The following is a 15,243-nucleotide window of genomic DNA, read 5'->3' on the forward strand; positions in this document are numbered from 1 at the left end:
GGTGATCCTGCTTTTTGCAGGCGTGTGGCTGGCTACGGGTACCCTGGTCATGGGTGGCAGCGGCCCCGGCGAGGGCGAAAAGCCCATCATTTCCATTATCGAGGGCGAGGAGCACGGGCCGATCGCCACGCAACTGGCCAATGCCGGCGTGCTGGCGCAGCATGAGCCCAGCACCGAGCTCGATCCGCACATGACCATCGCACAGCGCACCGAAGGCGAACATGGGGCCGATGCCGCCCTGCAGTCAGTTCGGACCTCCACCTATGTGGCGCAGCCGTTCAGCATCGAAGTGCCGCTGCGCGGCCGCACCCAGGCCAAGGCCTCCGTTGGCGCCGTGGCGGAGACCTCGGGCGTAGTCGACACGGTGCACGTGACCAAGGGTGATAATGTGGCGGCGGGCGACCTGCTGTGCACGCTTGACCAGGGCACGCGCGCTGCTGCCGTGGCCCAGGCCAAGGCCGGCATGGCGCAGGCAGAGGCGTCGCTGCAGCAGGCGCAGGCCGATTTCGACACCAATGCCGAACTGCGCGGCAAGGGCCTGGCGGCCGCCAATACCGCCCGCAGCGTCGAAGTCGCGCTGAGCTCGGCCAAGGCCGGCGTAACCTCGGCTGAGGCATCCCTCGAAAATGCCCAGGCCGAGCTCGACCGTACCGAAATCAAGGCCAAGGTGTCCGGCGTGGTGCAGGCGCCGCTGGCCGATGCCGGCGCGATGCTGGCCCAGGGTGCGCCCTGCGCCACCATCGTGCAGCTCGACCCCATGCTGTTCATCGGCCAGGTGCCGGAAGTGCGCATTGGCTTGGCCAAGCTGGGCCTGCCGGCCAAGATCACCACGATCACCGACCAGTCGGTCGACGGCAAGGTGACGTTCATCGCGTCAACAGCGGATACGGCCACACGGTCGTTCCCGGTGGAAATCGAAGTGCCCAATGCCAATGGCACCATTCGTGACGGCATCACTGCAACCGCCGTGGTCACTATGGGCTCCGCCCCGGCGCATCTGCTGCCGCAATCGAGCCTGACCCTCGACGCTGACGGCGTGCTGGGCGTGCAGGCCGTGGTCGACGGCGCGGTCAGCTTCATGCCGGTGCAGATCGCCAGCGATACTCGCGAGGGTGTGTGGGTTCTCGGACTGCCAGTATCGGTCGACATCATCACCGTCGGCCAGGAGTATGTCGTAGACGGCCAGGCGGTCGACGCCACCAATGTAACAGCGAGCTAAGCCATGCTGGATTTCATCGAACGCATCCTGCGGATGCCGCGTGTCGTGCTGACGGTCATGGTGCTGCTGCTCGGGGCAGGCTTCATGGCCTACAATACCCTCCCCAAGGAAAGCTTCCCGGCGATCGACATCCCGTATTTCTACGTGTCGGTCAGCCAGACCGGCGTGTCGCCACGCGATGCCGAGCAATTGCTGGCCAAGCCGATCGAGGACCGGATCAAGGAAATCGACGGGCTGGAGAACTATTCCTCCACCTCGACCACCGGCCATACCTCGGTTTTCCTCGAATTCAACGTCAGTGCGGACAAGGACAAGGCCCTGTCGGACGTACGGGCGGCACTGGACGGTGTCGCGTCCGAACTGCCGGACGATGCCACCGAGCCGACCGTTTCGGAAATCTCGTTCACCGACACCCCGGTCATTTCGGTTGCCGTCTATGGCACAGTGCCCGAGCGCGAGCTGGTGCGTCGTGCCAACGATCTCATGGACGAGCTCGAGACAATGCCCGACGTCCAGAGCGTCACCCTGTCGGGGTCGCGCGATGAAGTGCTCGAGGTCACGATCGATCTCAACCGGCTCGAAGCCTATGACCTGACCGCCAGCCAGCTGTTCGACGCCCTGGCCAAGAACAATATGGTGGTGCCCGGCGGTACGCTCGACACGGGCCAGGGCTCGTTCAACGTCAAGGTCCCCGGTCTGATCCAGAACGCCCAGGACGTCTATTCCCTGCCGCTCAAGACGGTGGGCGATACGGTCGTGACCTTTGGCGATGTGGCCACAGTCACAAGGACATTCGAAGACGCCACCGAATATGCCCAGGTGAACGGCCAGCCGGCCATTACGCTGGGCGTGTCCAAAAAGCTCGGCACCAACGTCATCGACGTCTCCGACGAGGTCCGCCGGATCACGAGCCAGTTCACCGCTGACTGGCCACAGGCCATCGAGACCAGCTTCCTGATCGATCAGGCCGACACGACCAAAGGCATGTTCCGCTCGCTCGAGGCCGCCGTGCTGACCGCCGTGGCGCTGGTGCTGATCACCTGTATCGCCACGTTGGGCTGGCGCGCCGCCATCATGATCGGCATGTCGATCCCGATCTCGTTCATGATCGCGTTCCTCGTGATCCAGATGCTGGGCATGACCATCAACATGATGATCATGTTCGGCCTGGTGCTGGCGGTGGGCGTGCTGGTGGACGACCCGATCGTGGTCGTGGAATATGCCGAGCGCAAGCTGCAGGAGGGCGTGCCCAAGCGGGAAGCCTTCATCATGGCGGCGCGCAAGATGTTCGTGCCGGTGGTTTCGGCCACCTTCACGACACTGGGCGCCTTTGTGCCGCTGCTGTTCTGGCCCGGCATTATCGGCAAGTTCATGAGCTACCTGCCAACGGTGGTGATCGTGGTGATGATCGCGTCGCTGGTTTCGGCGCTGATCTTCATGCCCATCATCGGCGCCTTCATCGCCTCGACCCATGTCGACGAGAAGGAAAAGGAAGCCGCCGACATCGTGATGTATGCCGACAAGTTCGACCCCCAGAAGGTCCGCGGCGTCACGGGCGTCTATGTGCGGACGATGGAGCATCTGATCCACCAGCCGGTCATCACGCTGGCGGTTGGTTTCGGCATCGTGGTCATGATGTTTGCTGCCTATATGATGAACCCGACGGGCACCGAGGCCTTCCCGGCTTCCGAACCTGAATTCGGCACGGTCAACGTCATCACCAGGGGCAATTACTCGCCCGTGGAAATTCGCGACATGCTGATCGAGGTGCAGACCGAGATCCTCCAGGTCGAAGGCATCCAGGACGTGATCATGAGCTTTGGCGGTGGCACGGGCGGCAGTGCGCCACCCGACACCATCGGCTCGTTCAACCTGCAGCTGATGCCCTATGCCGAGCGCGTCAAGGCAGCCGAGATCTTCGAGAATATCCGCACCCGCGTGGCTGATATCTCGGGGCTGGAAGTGCAGATTGCCGCCCAGGAGAATGGTCCGCCAGCCGGCAAGGCCATCAACCTGCGCGTCGAGGGCACGGTCTATGACGACATTGCGCCGGCCGTGGCCAAGCTGCGTGACTATATCGAAAACGATCTTGGCAACACGATCGACGTCGAAGACGGGCGCCCTGCCCCCGGCATCGACTGGGAGATCACCATCGACCGCGAGGCTGCAGCCAAGTACGGCATCGGCGTGCGTGAGCTGAGCCCCTATGTCCAGCTGGTAACCTCAGGCGTGAAACTGGGTACCTACCGCCCCGATGACGGCGGCGACGAGCTCGATATCCGGGTCCGTCTGCCGCAGAGCGAGCGCACCTTTGACGCGCTCGACTCCCTGCGGGTCGTGACCAGCCAGGGCCTGGTGCCGGTTGGCAACTTCATCGACCGCACGGCCGTGCCCAAGGTCGGCAACATCGCCCGGCGCAATGGCGTCTATGCTATGACGGTGGCGGCCAATCTGGAAGAGGGCTTTGCCTCGCAGGACAAGATCGAGCAGATCAAGGCCTGGCAGGCCGAGCAGGAATGGCCGGCCAGCGTCGAGATCGTCTATGGCGGCGCCGCCGAACAGGTGGACGATACCAATGCCTTCATCGTCTCGGCCTTCGGCGCGGCGATGTTCCTGATCTTCCTGATCCTGCTGCTCGAATATAACAGCTTCTATCAGGTGCTGGTGACGCTCTCGACGGTGATCATGTCACTGGCCGGTGTGCTGCTGGGCATGCTGGTCACCGGGATGAGTTTCTCGGCGATCATGACAGGTCTGGGTATCGTGGCTTTGGCGGGTATCGTGGTGAAGAACGGCATCGTGCTGATCGACACCTATAACCACTATAACCGCGACGAGCATGTCGAGCCGGTCAAGGCCATGCTGATCACCATCAGCCAGCGGGTACGCCCGGTGCTGCTGACAGCCATGGTGACGGGCCTGGGCGTGATCCCGATGGCGATGAATATCGAGTTCGACTTCATCCGCCGCGAGATCGTGGTGGGCGGCATTGCCGGCTCGTGGTTCATCCATCTCAGCGCCGCGCTGGTCTCGGGCCTGTTCGTCTCCACAGCGCTGACCCTGGTCATGGTGCCGGTCATGGTGGTGGCGCCGACGGTGATGGGCGGGCAGATCAAGTGGCTGGCCGGGCAGTTCATGCGCCTCGTGCGCTTCCTGACCGGTCGCGGTGGCCAGCCCGCAATGGCGGTGCCGGCCGGGTTCGACGGCATGGCCGTGGAAATCCCCGCCGATGCCGATGGCGCCAAGCGCTATATCGTCAGCCCCGATGCCGGACTGGTGGAAAAGGAAGAAAAGGGCGTGACCGTGGTCAGCCGCCCCGAAGCCGCCGAATAGAACTTGCCTCCAAAGCAAGAAAGGCCCGCAGCGATGCGGGCCTTTTTTTGTTGTAGCACCTAGACTTGCCAAATTAGCTGAAATAGCTATTTTAAGGATTAGCTATTTTAGCTGACAGGAGACCGCACGTGGCCAACATCACCGCGACAGATGCCAAGAACAAGTTTGGCCAAGTGCTCGAAATGGCGCAGGCAGAACCGGTTCGCATCCAGAAGAACGGGCGCGACGTCGCGGTTGTGATGTCGCCCGAGCAATATGCAGCGCTGGTTGTCCAAAGTGGTGCGCCAAAGGTTCGGCCCGTGGTGGAGACATTGATGGCGCGAAGCATTGAGCGACGGAAATCGCTGTACGAAGCGCTCGCCAAGTAACGCCTCATGCACAGCTATCTGACGCTGGATGAAGTACTGCGCATGCATGCGATACTGCTGGAGGCCTTTGGTGGCGCGCCGGGCGTCCGTGATGCAGGACTGGTTGAGTCCGCACTGCTTCGCCCGCAGACCGGCTATTATGCGGACCTGATCGAGGAAGCGGCGGCGCTCTGGGAGAGCATGGCGATGAACCATGGATTCATCGATGGCAACAAGCGCGTTGCGTTTGCCAGCGTCGAACTGTTCCTGCAGATGAATGGGGTGGACATTGCCGCAGGCAACGAAGAGCTTGAGCACTTCATTTACAGCAATCTCGAAGCCGGCACGTTCAGTAAGGACGTACTGGAAGCGTGGCTACACGCGCATGTGGAGCCGCTTACCTGACACCTGGCTGCTGAAACTTGATGTCGCCCCCCGCCCTATTCGGCGGCGGGCTTGCCGCGCTTGACGAAGCCGTCGGGGTCGTTGGCGGTTTGCAGCAGCTTTTCCTCGGCCTCGGTGGCTTCGCGCTGGCGGTTCCACATCTGGGCGTAGAGGCCTTCCTTGGCCAGCAGGTCGAGATGGTTGCCGCGCTCGGCGACCACGCCTTCGCGCAGCACCAGAATCTCGTCGGCATTGACCACGGTGGAGAGGCGGTGGGCGATGACCACGGTGGTGCGGTTCTGCGAGACCACGTCGAGGGCCGACTGGATGTCGCGCTCGGTCTTGGTGTCGAGGGCCGAGGTTGCCTCGTCCAGGATGAGGATGGACGGCGCCTTGAGGATGGTCCGGGCAATGGCGACGCGCTGCTTTTCGCCGCCGGAAAGCTTGAGGCCGCGCTCGCCCACGGGGGTGTCATAGGCCTTGGGCAGGGTTTCGATGAAGGGGCCGACCTGGGCCATGGCCGCGGCCGCACGGACTTCCTCGGCCGAGGCGCCGGGACGGCCATATTCGATATTGTAGCCGATGGTGTCGTTGAACAGCACGGTATCCTGGGGAACCATGCCGATGGCCGAGCGCAGGCTTTCCTGGGTGACGTCGCGCAGATCCTGGCCATCGATGGTGATGGCACCGCCGGTGACGTCGTAGAAGCGATAGAGCAGGCGCGAGATGGTGGACTTGCCGGCGCCGGTGGGGCCGACAATGGCCACGGTCTTGCCGGCCGGAACCTCAAAGCTCACGCCCTTGAGGATGGCGCGATCGGGATCGTAGGAGAAGGTGACATTGTCGAAACGGATGACCGGACCGGTAATGACCAGGGGCTTTGCCGTCGGCTTGTCTTCGATCTCGGGGTTCTGGTCGAGCAGCTTGAACATCTCTTCGATGTCCGTCAGGCCCTGGCGCAGTTCGCGATAGACGAAGCCGATGAAGTTGAGGGGGCGGTAGATCTGCATCAGGAAGGTGTTGAGCAGGACGAAATCGCCCAGCGTCAACCGGCCGGCCAGCACGCCATTGATGGCCATGATGGCGATGACGAGGAAGCCGCCGTAGAAGATCAGCGCCTGGCCGAAGTTGAGGAAGCCCAAAGAGGTCCAGATGCGGATGGCGGAGCGCTCATAGCCAGCCATCGAGGCGTCGTAACGATCGGCCTCCATCTTCTCGTTGGCGAAATACTTCACCGTCTCGAAGTTGAGCAGGCTGTCGATGGCCTTGCCATTGGCGTCGGTATCGGACTCGTTCATGTCGCGGCGAATGGCGATGCGCCAGTTGGAGGCCTTGACCGTGAAATAGAGGTAGGCCCAGATCGTCACCACCAGCACGCCGAGATAACTGAAGCCGAACATCCAGACGAAGATGATCGCGGTGATGATGAATTCGACGATGGTGGGCAGGATATTGAGCATCGTGAAGCGCACGATGGTCTCGATGCCCTTGGTACCGCGCTCGATGACGCGGCTGAGGCCGCCGGTACGGCGGGCGAGATGGAAGCGCAGCGACAGGCGATGCAGGTGGTGGAAGGTGCGCAGCGCCAGCTTGCGCACGGCGTTCTGGCCGACGCTGGCAAACAGCACGTCGCGCAGCTGCTGGAAGCCGGCATCGACGATATTGCCGACGACATAGGCGATCACCAGCACGATGGGAACGGCGAGGCCGAGGATAACGGCGCCATTGGGCGCCGAGCCATCGAGGCTGTCGATAATGCCCTTATAGGCAAAGGGAATGAGGGTGGTGGCGACCTTGCTCAGCAGCAGCGCGGCGATGGCCAGGAGCACACGCAGGCGCAGATCGGGCCGGTCGTCCGGCCACATATAGGTCCACAGATTGGCAATAGTGGCCAAGACGGAAGCGTCGTCCGCGTTGACGGACGGCTTCTTGTCAGCATTGTCGGATGACATCAGGCGGGTTCCGCTTCCAATTGGGGGATGGCCGGGGCGAGGCCCGCCAGCATGCCGGAATAGGCCGAGCCCAGGGCAGCCAGACGATCATGCTGGACTATATAGCAATTGCGGGTGCCACGGGGCTTGCGCTCGATCAGGCCGGCATCAAGCAGCACCTTGATGTGCTGGCTGACGGTGGACTGGGCCAGGGTCAGCGATTCCGTCACATCGGCGCAACAACACTCGCCGCGCTCCTGCCGGGAAATGATGCGCAGGATGTTGAGGCGCACCGGGTGGCCGAGCGCCCGCATGATGGTGGCAATATCGTCGTCTTGCATGGCGTGCACTGAGTTTATCGGCATATTGCGATATATGGGAGCATAAGCCGAAATAATCAATGGCCCGCCGCATGGCGGGCCATGTTGTACTCAGTTGCCTGTGCCTTCGGGGAGATTGAAGACCTGTCCGGGATAGATCCGGTCGGGATTGCGGATCTGGCCGGTATTGGCTTCGTAGATGGTGGTGTACTTGATGCCCTCGCCATAGACGCGGCGGGCGATGGTCCAGAGATTGTCACCACGACGGATGATGGCCTTGCCGGCGGCAAAGCGCTGGTCATCGACATTGCCGACTGACACCGCGACCATGGTGGGCACCTCGGCCTCGGCCACGGCAGGCGCAGCGGGAGCGTCCGCTGGCGGCGCAGCGGCCTCGGCGACCGCGACGGGCGTCTCGGGCGCCGGCAGGTCGATGGAGAAATCGACTTCCGCGCGGGCGATCACGTCGCTGCTGCCGGTTGGCAGCATATCGACGCGCACGCGCTGATTGGCCTTGTTGAGCACCTTGCCGACCTCGATCAGCCAGCGACCGCCCTCGACCGCCGCGTCGGCGATGAACACGTCATCGACATAGAGCCGGATCGTGGTGCCGTCGGCGCCGCTGCCGGCGAAGAAGGAGCGGTCACCCTCGACCTCGACCGCATCGATGGTCGGCAAGCCGGCATCGGCAGCAAGCGGGGCAGCTGGCGCGGCCGGGGCAGCCGGATCGGCGGCAGCGACAGCCATGGCGGGCTCGACCGGCTGTGGGGCTGGCTGCGGCGCTGGCTGTGGTGCTGCGGCTGCGGCGGCAGCGACTGGCTCCGCCACAGGCTCGGACGGCGCGGCTGGGGCCGGTACAGCGGGTGCTGGTGCTGGTGCGGCTGCGGGCGCCGTCGGCGCCACTACAGCGGTGGTCACGGCAGGTTCAACAGGCTTTGCCGCCGTTGGCGCTGGCGCCACGGGGGCCGGCGCGGCTGGCGCTGGCTTGGTGACGGGGGTTGGTGTCGCTGCCGGCGCGGCCGTGGCCGCAGCCGTCTGCAGCGGTGCTGCGGGCGCGGCACTGGGCAGGCCCTGCAGCACCTGGCTGGCGGCCCCCGGCGTGCTGGCAACCACCAGCGGTTCGCTGGTCTTGTCCTCGTTGATGGCGACGACGAAGGATTCGGGGGCCAGACCCTGCTTGCCGGTTTCACCCAGGGTGATCTCGGCGCCGCCAGGGGCGATGCGGACGTCGGGGACGAAGACCCAGTCGCCGCTCGAGGCGACGGTGGTCTTGCCCAGCAGGATGCCATTGGCAAACACTTCGATCTCGCTGCCCGGCGTGCCGCTGCCGGCAATCACCACCGAGCCATCGGGCTCGGCGCGCAGCAGGCCAAAGCTGGCGGCGACCAGGCTGTCGGGCGCGGCCAGAGCAGCGGCGGCGGCAGCATCATTGGGGACGATGTCGAGCTCAGGCTCGACCAGTGCCACTTCGGCATCCGGCGCGGCAGGCGCCATGGGTTCGGCCGGCGTGGTCACCGCTTCGACCTGGGTCGGGGTGGCGCTGGCCGGCAGCAGGCCGGCATCACGCATCTTGCCCTGCAGGCACTGGCCCATGCCATCGGCGGCGCTGAAACAGCTGACCACGCTCGGCCCCGCCAGCACGCCCAGGATGACCACGATGGTGGCTGCGGCAGCGCCAAGGGCCAGCGCCAGCGGATTGCGCGTGGCTGGCTTGGGAGCGGGTAGCTTGGGAGCTGAATCGGCCAGTTTGTCCTCCCGGACCGTTGTGACGGCAACGCCGTCCGGTTTTACAAGCTGAGCTCAAGTGCCCGCAGGGCTTTGAGTCTTGAGCAACTTGTAGGTGATCGATTCATACAGAGCTTCAAAGGAAGCATCAATGATATTGGGCGAGACGCCGATGGTGTACCAGCGTTCCCCACTGCCATCGCGACTTTCCACCAGCACACGGGTGACCGCGCCCGTGCCGCCGTCCAGAATACGCACCTTGAAGTCGACCAGTTCGAGATCTTCGATTCGCGACGAATACTTGCCAAGATCCTTGCGCAGGGCCAGATCGAGGGCATTGACGGGGCCATTGCCCTCGGCGACGGACATCAGGACTTCACCCTCGACGCGGATCTTGACCACCGCCTCTGTGACGGTGATCTCGTCGCCCTGGGCATTGTGGCGGCGCTCGACGGAGGCCCGATAGGTGTCGACATCGAAGTAATTGGGCAGCGTGCCGAGCACGCGATGGGCCAGAATTGCAAAGGAAGCGTCGGCGCCGTCATAGGAATAGCCGCGCGATTCGCGGTCCTTGACGGTGGCGAGCAGCTTTTCGAGCCGGTCATCATCCTTGGCCAGGACAATGCCGTGCCGCGCCAGGGCGGTCAGCAGATTGGACTTGCCGGCCTGCTGGCTGACCATGATGGCGCGCTCATTGCCGACGCTTTCGGGCGGCACATGCTCGTAGCTGGAAAAATCCTTGAGCAGCGCCGAGGCATGGATGCCGGCCTTGGTGGCAAAGGCGGAGGCGCCGACATAGGGCGCCTGGCGCAGCGGCGCCCGGTTGAGCCGATCATCGAAGGCGCGCGAGATCTGGGTGAGCCGGCCCAGGCTCTCGGCGCTGATGGACGTCTCGAAGCGGGTGGCAAAGGCCGGCTTGAGCATCAGCGTGGGAATGATGGTGATCAGATTGGCATTGCCGCAGCGCTCGCCGATGCCATTGAGCGTGCCCTGGATCTGGCGCACGCCGGCCTCGACAGCGGCCAGGGTATTGGCGACGGCCTGGCCAGTATCATCATGGGCATGGATGCCCAGATGGGTGCCCGGCGCGACGGCCATCACGGCCGTGACGATGTCGCTGATCTCGCTGGGCATGGTGCCGCCATTGGTGTCGCACAGCACGACCCAGCGGGCACCGGCATCGAGCGCCGTGCGCACGGTGGCCAGGGCATAGTCGGGATTGGCCTTGAAGCCATCAAAGAAGTGCTCGCAATCGACCAGGGCTTCCTTGTCGGCGGCGACGGCTGCCGCGACGCTGTCACGCAGATTGTCGAGATTGTCCTCCAGTGGGATTTCCAGCGCCGTGGTGACCTGATGGTCCCAGGCCTTGGCGACAAAGCACACGGCACTGGCCGCCGAATTGAGCAGGCCCTGCACGCCCGGATCATTGGCGGCGGAGCGCCCTGCCCGCTTGGTCATGCCGAAGGCGGTGAAGATGGCGCGGCGGGTGCGGGGCGTATCAAAGAATTCGGTATCGACCGGGTTGGCGCCGGGATAGCCGCCCTCGATATAGTCGACGCCCAGTTCGTCGAGCAGGCGGCAGATGGAAATCTTGTCCTCGAGCGAGAACTCGATGCCGGCCGTCTGCGCGCCATCGCGCAGGGTGGTGTCGAAAAGATAGAGGCGCTCTTTGGTCATGAAATCTACTCGAACCTTAGTCGGAACTCACGCGGGCCAGTGATCGGTATCGTGGTCGGGATGCTGGTGGCTGGAGGCCTTGATGGCGGCGGCCCAGTCGGCGCTGTCGCCATCCTCGGTGCGGCCGTTATCGGGCGCGGCGACGAGCTCGGCGAACCAGGGCATGCGGCCCTCGATGCCCTCGTGGCCGCGCGGGCGGACCTGATCAGGGTGATCGAGCGAGCCGATGGTCAGGCTGGTATGGGCGGCGGTGACGTCGCGATAGTAGAGCGGGGTGCCGCATTTGCTGCAGAAGCCGCGTTCGACCGATTGCGAGCTCATGAAGCCGGTGGGGGCGCCGCGGGTCCAGACCAGGGTGGCATTGTCGGCGCCGACCAGAGCCTCAAAATAATTGCCCACGGCCTTCTGGCACATGCGGCAATGGCAGAGATGGGCGCTGTCGAGGCGCAATACGGCGTGATAGCGCACGGCGCCGCACTGGCAGCCGCCGCTCATGGTCAGGGTCTTTGGGGTTTCATTCATCGAGGGTTCTCCGCTGGTGGCCAGTCATCGGTGTCGTGATCGGGGTGCTGATTGGAATGGATGCCGGCCAGGAAGGCGCTCCATTCGTCGTTGGCCTCGGCCCGGACCGGCAGGCTGGTGAGACCATCGAAAAAGGGCAGCTTGTCGGCGAGGTTGACCTGGATCTGCGGCGCGACGACGGCTGGATCGTCAAAGGCGCCGATGGCCAGTTCGAGGCCGAATCGGGTTTCATAGGCCAGCGGCGTGCCGCAATCGCCGCAAAAGGCGCGGCGGGCGGCATTGGAGGACTGGAACCATTTGGGCGCGCCGCGGGTCCAGGTGGCGTTATGGGCGGTGGCCAGCGGGCCGAAGAAACCGCCAAAGGCCTTCTGGCACATGCGGCAATGGCATATCGACGGGCGGCCCAGCCGGGTCACCCGGAAGCGCACTGCGCCGCACTGGCAGCCGCCGGTATGGGCGTCGATTTTGGTGGTCATCGTTTGATCTCCCACTTGGTCTGGCGGGCGCCGGCTTCGTCCTTGTAGTCGAGCAGGGCAATGCCCTGGTCGGCCAGCTCGGTGCGGATGGCGTCAGCCTTGGCGAAGTCCTTGCCGTTGAGGGCGGCGAGGCGGGCGGCGATTGCGGCGGCCAGGTGCGGCGGCTCGTCGGCGTTCTGATCCGAGAGCAAGAGGGTGTCCTGGCCAAAGCCGAGGAAACGCAATGTTGCCGCCAGGCAATGCCGTGCCGGTGCACCATCGTCGCGATTGGCCTTTTTGGCGATCAGATCGAGGGCAACCCCGGCACGGTGAAAGCCTAGATCGTCTGCCAGTTCGCGGGTGACTGAGGGATCCGGGCCATCGCTATCGGCCAATGCGGCGCCTTGCGCGGCGCGCTGCCAGTCACGCAGTTTGGCTTCCGCCTCTTCCAGCCGCTTGATCGAAAAGTCGATGGGCTCGCGGTAATGCGTCATCAGCATGGCCAGGCGCAGGACTTCGCCGGGCCATTTGCGGCCGCCGAATTTTTCGGTTTCGAGCAGGTCGTTGATGGTGATGAAATTGCCCAGGCTCTTGGACATTTTCTGGCCTTCGACCTGCAGGAAGCCGTTGTGCATCCAGATATTGGCCATGGCGTGGGTGCCATGGGCGCAGCGGGATTGGGCGATTTCGTTTTCGTGGTGCGGAAAGATGAGATCGAGCCCGCCGCCATGGATGTCGAAGGCATGCGGGTGCTCGTGGGCGGCGGGGGAAAGCCGGTCCTGGATTTCGTCCCAGAGATAGCGCTCGCTCATGGCCGAGCATTCGATATGCCAGCCGGGGCGACCCCGGCCCCAGGGGCTGTCCCAGCCGGGTTCATGATCGGCCGACTGTTTCCACAGCACGAAATCGGCGGGGTTGCGCTTGTGCGCCTCGACGGCAATGCGGGCGCCGGCCAGGTTGTCATCGAGATTGCGGCCCGACAGGGCGCCGTAATCGGGCATGGACTTGACGTCGAACAGCACTTCGCCGTCTGCGACATAGGCATGGCCGCGCTGAACCAGGCTGGCGATCAGCGCCTGCATCTGGTCGATATTGTCGGTGGCGCGCGGCTGGACCGTGGGGTCGAGGCAGCCGAGGGCGCGGGCATCGGCGATGAACTGGGTTTCGGTCTTTTCGGTGACCTTGCGGATGGCCTCGTTGAGCGGCAGATCGGGGAAATCGCGCAGCGCGCGGGCGTTGATCTTGTCGTCGACGTCGGTGATGTTGCGGACATAGGTGACGTGCTCGGCGCCATAGAGGTGGCGCAGCAGGCGGAACAGCACGTCAAAGACGATGACCGGGCGGGCATTGCCGATATGGGCGAAGTCATAGACCGTGGGGCCGCAGACATAGACGCGCACGTTTGCCGGATCGATGGGGACAAAGTCCACCTTTTCCCGGGTCAAGGTATTATAGAGCTTGAGCTGCGGCGTGGTCATAGGGTCCGTCCTGGCCATGCGAAAATGCGCTGGCAGACGGCTCTTCAGGGATCAGGATATCAGGATGAAGAAGACCGCGCCGCCAACGAGTGGTTAGCAGGTAATAATGCAGCGGTTAATCAGAATGATCGAGGTCTTCATGCCTGCATGATTGGCTGCGGCAGCCGGGAAAATCAAGCAGAAAGAAAAAAGGCGGCCCCGCCGGGCCGCCAATCGCTTTGGAGGCGAAGGAAACTATTTCAGGCGGTACTGCTCATGGCAGGTGCCGCAGGTGGCGCCAATGGCCTTGAGTGCGGCGCCATAGGCGGTGGCATCGCCGGTTTCGGCTGCGGCCAGGCCAGCCGTTGCAGCGGCCTTGCCGGTATCGATGATAGCGGTGAAGCCAGCCCAGTCCTGCCAGATGGCGGGCGAAGCCTTGCTGTCGCCGGTGATCGAGCCTTCGGGGAAGACAGCGGCCATATTGGTGAAATTGTCGAGCAGGGTCTGCATGGCCGCGCTGGCTTCAGCGCCGGTCAGCGCCCCGGCGGCCTTGAGCGTGGCGCCGTTGCTCTTCATCAGGACCTCGCGTGCGGCGACCGCAGCCTCGGGCGTGGTGGGCGCGACGAACGCGTCCTGCGCGAAACTGGCGACAGCGCCAAGTGTCATGAACCCGGCAAGCGTCAGCGCAGTGATCTTCTTCAGCAACATAAACGGCCCCCATTGCGCCCTTGCAATTGGGGCAACAATTACATGGGGTTGTGACGGCCCCAATGCTCACACGGTAATGTTATCGGCCGGCCGGACTGGCGATGACCACGGTCTGGACGATGTCGCCAAAGACCGACTGGGCGTCGAGCATGGCGCCGATGCGCACCACGTCATCGGGCTTGAGGAAGGGCGTGCGGGCGCGGCCGAATTTGAGCTTTTCGACGGTGCGGGCCTCGGCAATGCAGGCAAAGCCGATGCCGTCGCGCTTGATGGGCAGGCTTTCGTCGTGCCGATTGGAGACGGTGCCGCCGCCGATGATAGTGCCGGCCCCCAGGCTGCGGGTGCGGGCGGCCTCGACGATGAGGTCAGCGAAATCGAAATGCATGTCGGTGCCGGCATTGGGCTGGCCGAACAGGGTGCCATTGACCTCGACGCGGACCGGCAGATGCAGGCGGTTGTCGCGCCAGGCCCCGCCCAGGCTGTCGGGGGTGCAGACCATGGGGGCAAAGGCGGTGGCGGGCTTGGCATGGAAGAAGCCGAAGCCGTTCTGCAGGTCATCAAGCACCAGGCGTCGCAGCGAGACATCGTTGCAGACGGTGACCAGGCGAATCGCCGCGGCGGCCTGCTCGCGGGTGGCGGACATGGGCACGGCGCCGATAATGACGGCCACCTCCGCCTCGAAATCGACGGCCAGATCGGGATCGGTGGCCAGGATGGGGGATATGGGGGCGGACAGCGAATCAGAGCCGCCTTGGTAAAGCAGCGGCCTTGTGGACTGCAATTGCTCGTCCTTGCTGCCCTTGAGGCTGCGAACACGCTCGAGATGGCTGAGATAGCCCGAGCCGTCGATCCACTGGTAGGCGCGCGGCAGTGGCGCCAAAGCCATTGAGGGATCAAAGACTTGGCCGGCAATGGCTCCGGCCTCGAGCTGATCGGCAAGGGCATTCAGCTGGGGCACCAGCGCGGCCCAGTCGTCGAGCGCCGCCTGCAGGCTGGGGGCGATGCGGCCGGCCGAGACGAAACGGGTCATGTCGGTCGAGACCACGACAAGTTGACCATCCGGGCGACCGTTTTTCAGCGTTGCAAGCTTCATGGAGACGCATTCCCTCGCTGGTGTGTCCGCGCAGCGCTACCACGACGCGGGGGCTGTCACTATACTGTTGCC

The 15,243-nt window shown here is 64.1% G+C and carries 13 protein-coding genes; 4 read left to right on the plus strand and 9 right to left on the minus strand.

The window, feature by feature from the left end; translation table 11 throughout:
- Window position 1 precedes the first annotated feature (1 nt).
- From GDR53_RS01940 to GDR53_RS01955, 4 genes are all read left to right on the plus strand, one after another.
- Window positions 2-1,219 carry an efflux RND transporter periplasmic adaptor subunit gene (locus GDR53_RS01940; protein ID WP_193336439.1) on the plus strand — a complete coding sequence of 406 codons (1,218 nt, stop codon included), beginning with the start codon at window positions 2-4 and terminating at the stop codon, window positions 1,217-1,219.
- 3 nt (window positions 1,220-1,222) lie between these two features.
- Window positions 1,223-4,552 carry an efflux RND transporter permease subunit gene (locus GDR53_RS01945; RefSeq protein ID WP_193336440.1) on the plus strand — a complete coding sequence of 1,110 codons (3,330 nt, stop codon included), beginning with the start codon at window positions 1,223-1,225 and terminating at the stop codon, window positions 4,550-4,552.
- Window positions 4,553-4,680: 128 nt separating this feature from the next.
- Window positions 4,681-4,920, plus strand: a complete 240-nt coding sequence (locus GDR53_RS01950; RefSeq protein WP_193336441.1) for a type II toxin-antitoxin system Phd/YefM family antitoxin — start codon at window positions 4,681-4,683, stop codon at window positions 4,918-4,920.
- 6 nt (window positions 4,921-4,926) lie between these two features.
- Window positions 4,927-5,304 carry a type II toxin-antitoxin system death-on-curing family toxin gene (locus tag GDR53_RS01955; RefSeq protein ID WP_193336442.1) on the plus strand — a complete coding sequence of 126 codons (378 nt, stop codon included), beginning with the start codon at window positions 4,927-4,929 and terminating at the stop codon, window positions 5,302-5,304.
- A 35-nt stretch (window positions 5,305-5,339) separates the two neighbouring features.
- Here the strand turns inward: GDR53_RS01955 and GDR53_RS01960 are convergent, their stop codons facing one another.
- From GDR53_RS01960 to GDR53_RS02000, 9 genes are all read right to left on the minus strand, one after another.
- Window positions 5,340-7,235, minus strand: a complete 1,896-nt coding sequence (locus tag GDR53_RS01960) for an ABCB family ABC transporter ATP-binding protein/permease (RefSeq protein WP_193336443.1) — start codon at window positions 7,233-7,235, stop codon at window positions 5,340-5,342.
- Complete coding sequence (locus GDR53_RS01965) at window positions 7,235-7,555, minus strand: ArsR/SmtB family transcription factor (RefSeq protein WP_232846700.1); 321 nt, start codon at window positions 7,553-7,555, stop codon at window positions 7,235-7,237. The genes GDR53_RS01960 and GDR53_RS01965 overlap by 1 nt, the downstream gene beginning before the upstream one ends.
- Before the next feature lie 90 nt (window positions 7,556-7,645).
- Complete coding sequence (locus GDR53_RS01970; RefSeq protein WP_193336445.1) at window positions 7,646-9,190, minus strand: LysM peptidoglycan-binding domain-containing protein; 1,545 nt, start codon at window positions 9,188-9,190, stop codon at window positions 7,646-7,648.
- Between the two features lie 144 nt (window positions 9,191-9,334).
- On the minus strand, window positions 9,335-10,936 hold the full coding sequence (cimA, locus tag GDR53_RS01975; RefSeq protein ID WP_193336446.1) for a citramalate synthase: 1,602 nt from the start codon (window positions 10,934-10,936) through the stop codon (window positions 9,335-9,337).
- A 27-nt stretch (window positions 10,937-10,963) separates the two neighbouring features.
- On the minus strand, window positions 10,964-11,458 hold the full coding sequence (locus tag GDR53_RS01980; RefSeq protein WP_232846701.1) for a GFA family protein: 495 nt from the start codon (window positions 11,456-11,458) through the stop codon (window positions 10,964-10,966).
- Complete coding sequence (locus GDR53_RS01985; RefSeq protein ID WP_193336447.1) at window positions 11,455-11,934, minus strand: GFA family protein; 480 nt, start codon at window positions 11,932-11,934, stop codon at window positions 11,455-11,457. The genes GDR53_RS01980 and GDR53_RS01985 overlap by 4 nt, the downstream gene beginning before the upstream one ends.
- Window positions 11,931-13,391, minus strand: a complete 1,461-nt coding sequence (gene cysS, locus GDR53_RS01990; RefSeq protein WP_193336448.1) for a cysteine--tRNA ligase — start codon at window positions 13,389-13,391, stop codon at window positions 11,931-11,933. The genes GDR53_RS01985 and cysS overlap by 4 nt, the downstream gene beginning before the upstream one ends.
- A gap of 234 nt (window positions 13,392-13,625) precedes the next feature.
- Window positions 13,626-14,078, minus strand: coding sequence for a c-type cytochrome (locus GDR53_RS01995; protein ID WP_232846702.1), 453 nt, complete (start codon window positions 14,076-14,078; stop codon window positions 13,626-13,628).
- Window positions 14,079-14,157: 79 nt separating this feature from the next.
- Window positions 14,158-15,171, minus strand: a complete 1,014-nt coding sequence (locus tag GDR53_RS02000; protein ID WP_193336449.1) for a fumarylacetoacetate hydrolase family protein — start codon at window positions 15,169-15,171, stop codon at window positions 14,158-14,160.
- Window positions 15,172-15,243: the final 72 nt, after the last annotated feature.

The organism is Devosia beringensis (assembly GCF_014926585.1).
GTDB lineage: Bacteria > Pseudomonadota > Alphaproteobacteria > Rhizobiales > Devosiaceae > Devosia > Devosia beringensis.

Excerpts from the sequence above, each read along its gene's own strand:
- GDR53_RS02000 (WP_193336449.1), bottom strand. The coding sequence starts at position 15,171 with ATGAAGCTTGCAACGCTGAAAAACGGTCGCCCGGATGGTCAACTTGTC.
- GDR53_RS01965 (WP_232846700.1), bottom strand. The coding sequence starts at position 7,555 with ATGCAAGACGACGATATTGCCACCATCATGCGGGCGCTCGGCCACCCG.
- GDR53_RS01995 (WP_232846702.1), bottom strand. The coding sequence starts at position 14,078 with ATGTTGCTGAAGAAGATCACTGCGCTGACGCTTGCCGGGTTCATGACA.
- cysS (WP_193336448.1), bottom strand. The coding sequence starts at position 13,391 with ATGACCACGCCGCAGCTCAAGCTCTATAATACCTTGACCCGGGAAAAG.
- GDR53_RS01960 (WP_193336443.1), bottom strand. The coding sequence starts at position 7,235 with ATGTCATCCGACAATGCTGACAAGAAGCCGTCCGTCAACGCGGACGAC.
- GDR53_RS01945 (WP_193336440.1), top strand. The coding sequence starts at position 1,223 with ATGCTGGATTTCATCGAACGCATCCTGCGGATGCCGCGTGTCGTGCTG.
- GDR53_RS01955 (WP_193336442.1), top strand. The coding sequence starts at position 4,927 with ATGCACAGCTATCTGACGCTGGATGAAGTACTGCGCATGCATGCGATA.
- cimA (WP_193336446.1), bottom strand. The coding sequence starts at position 10,936 with ATGACCAAAGAGCGCCTCTATCTTTTCGACACCACCCTGCGCGATGGC.
- GDR53_RS01985 (WP_193336447.1), bottom strand. The coding sequence starts at position 11,934 with ATGACCACCAAAATCGACGCCCATACCGGCGGCTGCCAGTGCGGCGCA.
- GDR53_RS01980 (WP_232846701.1), bottom strand. The coding sequence starts at position 11,458 with ATGAATGAAACCCCAAAGACCCTGACCATGAGCGGCGGCTGCCAGTGC.